The organism is Photobacterium alginatilyticum (assembly GCF_009910675.1).
Lineage (GTDB): Bacteria > Pseudomonadota > Gammaproteobacteria > Enterobacterales > Vibrionaceae > Photobacterium > Photobacterium alginatilyticum.
In genome coordinates this window covers 1-2,567 of record NZ_RSEJ01000080.1, presented here as the reverse complement: position 1 = coordinate 2,567, position 2,567 = coordinate 1, and the positions used below count along the sequence as shown (strand labels likewise).

Genomic DNA, 2,567 nt, shown 5'->3' with positions numbered 1-2,567 from the left:
GCGACAAAGAAAACGACAACCTGCTGTTCTCTGAACTTTCAGGCAGCCTTTCGCTGAACGAATAGCCAGAGAAATCGTGGAAATATACGATGAACATTCTACCATCGATGAACTTGGCTCTAAGGTGCATAACGCCTGCAATAAGGTGTGCCCCCTGAACCAGCAAAGTATACTGAACTCCATACCAAAACCGCCGAGTGTAACGCATCACCTTGATTGCTTTGTTAAATTCTTGACAACGAATAAAGCCCTGAACTTTTGACAAGATCCAGCAATGGTTTTACCTTTTCAGTACACTCAAAATATAATAAATGAGTATCGTCATAATACTGTTCATAAATAGCCCTTTGTTCAGGAAACACAAGAGTAATAAACGAACCGTCTTTAGCAATACTGAGTCTACTTGCTAGAAGTTCAACACTTTTAGGCTCTTTAAATACAACACGACTAGGAGAGCGATATTTAACCAAGTATGGGTCTAGCTCTGAAGCTAAAAGCTGATAAAAATTGGACCATGTTGTATCAAATGAAGCTTGCTCATTATCAGTACGATGATCAAAATAGCGGATAGCCTCATCTTGACTTAACCAGTGATCAAAAACTGTAATCGCCAAAAAATTCCACTCTTCCCGATTCTCGTACTCATCAGAATCTAACACAGGGAACAGTGCCACAAGTTCTTCTTGCTTGTTCTTAGAAATAATTCGAAATGTCCGCATATATACCTTAAGAATTTAACGCCTGCAATAAGGTGCCACACGCAAAACTAGCAAAGCGCACTGAACTTTATACCAAAACCGCCGAGTGTAACGGGTCACCTTGATTGCTTTGTTATGCAACTCCATCCAAGAATGCTGTACCTACTTGGGCGAAGGCCTGTCCGCATATGATCTCCTTTCGCTGGGACAACAACGAATACTGGACTTAAGAGCGCAGATAACTTTCAGCAACTTTAAGCCAGCCGAGCTTTCTTACCTGCCTGATACCAAACTTGATTGGCTGCCCTGCAATAAAGCTGAAAGCCTAAGGGAGCGCTACTTCCTGAAACCACGGAACAAAAAGGGTGTTAAACGAGAGCCTGACGGTTCGTACTCAAAGGCAACAAAGAAACTGACAACTTGCTGAACCCCGACACCAAATGGCAGCCTTACGCTGAACGAATGGCCTGAGAAATAGTGGTAGTGAACAATGAACCTTCTACCATCGATGAACATGGCTCTTAGGTGCATAACGCCTGCAATAAGGTGTGCCACGTTGAACCAACCAAGCGCACCGAACTCCATACCAAAACCGCCGAGTGTAACGCATCACCTTGATTGCCTTGTTATAAGCAGCATCCCACTTTGATATGCGCGCATTTGATATGCTACATTAGCCAAAATTAATGTAAGGAGAGTTGTTATTGTGAACCTATCTGAAATGGTACTTTCGTACAATAGTGAAGCTGGACAAGCTACAGTTAGAACTCAACAAATTAATGGTGAGCTATACTTTTCTCTTTTCGATGTGACTCTAGCAATCTCACAAGAAAACCGAGTTTTAGCACCTGAACTACCAAGTAAAAGACTCATTGGTCTTTTAAAAGCCCATGCAACTCACTTGATGCAAGACGAGATATATACACCTCTTAACCTGCCTGACAATATTGATGAACCTCATCGTGAAAGTTATGTGACAAGAGCAGGACTATTTAGAGTTATTTTACAAGACAAAAGTCCCGCATGTCGTAAATTTCAGAAATGGGTACTTGACGATGTCTTACCATCCATCACCGAAACTGGACAATACCAAGCACCAACTAAGTCAGATGATTCAGATATTGTCGCCCTGACAAAACTATTCCTCAAGGGGATGCAAGATAGAGAAAAGGTTGAAGCTGAGATAAAATCTGACGTCTCTGGATTAAAAAATAGAGTTGGATGCATAGAAAACACTAATAGTTCACTCGTTTACTATTCAGTTAAAAATTACCCAGAAACCATGAATTTACCAGATAATGTAATGTATGAAATATTTTCTTGGTGTATCCAAATCAGTTCCGGAGATGACTCAATCAAAATACCGCCTGATGATAAATACGATAAGGCTTTTAAATCTTGCATCATCGATGAAGCACTAAAAATTTGGCAAGATAATAAAATTAAAGCAGTAAAATAACCAATACTGAGGCCCTTTCTAAAATGTCAGGGCTTCTGCTTATAACGCCTGGGATAAGGTGCGCCACGGTGAACTCACCAAGCCCACTAAACTCCAAACCAAAAATGCCGAGTCAAACAAGTCACCTTGATACCTTTGTTATGCAACTCCATCCATTAATACGATCATACTTGGCCGAAAATCTTTCCACGCGTGATTAATCTGCGGCATACAGGCAACAAATCCGAACTCTGATAATTCCAATTCACTTTCAACGATTTGGGCCAAACCAACTTGCATGACAACCTATTGCGGACATGATTGGCTGTTGTACCGAACTATTGGTTAAGACAAGCAACTGCCCTTTCAGAGCAAAGTAACGATGAAACTCATTGCTGAATTGCCAGGGTAAAAGGCGACAAAGAAAACGA

The 2,567-nt window shown here is 41.1% G+C and carries 4 protein-coding genes; 1 reads left to right on the top strand and 3 read right to left on the bottom strand.

Translation table 11 applies throughout. From position 1 onward, the window contains the following. The 3 genes from EIZ48_RS29235 to EIZ48_RS27900 form a co-directional block, all read right to left on the bottom strand. Positions 1 to 211, bottom strand: a 211-nt coding sequence (locus EIZ48_RS29235; protein ID WP_205298633.1) for a hypothetical protein, incomplete at its 3' end; no start/stop codon positions are given. A 13-nt stretch (positions 212 to 224) separates the two neighbouring features. Further along, positions 225 to 674: a hypothetical protein gene (locus tag EIZ48_RS27905; protein WP_160658634.1), complete on the bottom strand. Its 450-nt coding sequence runs from the start codon at positions 672 to 674 to the stop codon at positions 225 to 227. A gap of 360 nt (positions 675 to 1,034) precedes the next feature. Beyond that, the gene (locus EIZ48_RS27900; RefSeq protein WP_160658633.1) at positions 1,035 to 1,283 is read right to left on the bottom strand and encodes a hypothetical protein; all 249 of its coding nucleotides are present in this window, start codon (positions 1,281 to 1,283) and stop codon (positions 1,035 to 1,037) included. A gap of 121 nt (positions 1,284 to 1,404) precedes the next feature. Here EIZ48_RS27900 and EIZ48_RS27895 point away from each other — a divergent pair, with 121 nt between their 5' ends. Then, positions 1,405 to 2,157 (top strand): BRO family protein, encoded by a 753-nt coding sequence (locus tag EIZ48_RS27895; protein ID WP_160658631.1) that lies wholly within the window; start codon positions 1,405 to 1,407, stop codon positions 2,155 to 2,157. Positions 2,158 to 2,567 lie beyond the last annotated feature (410 nt).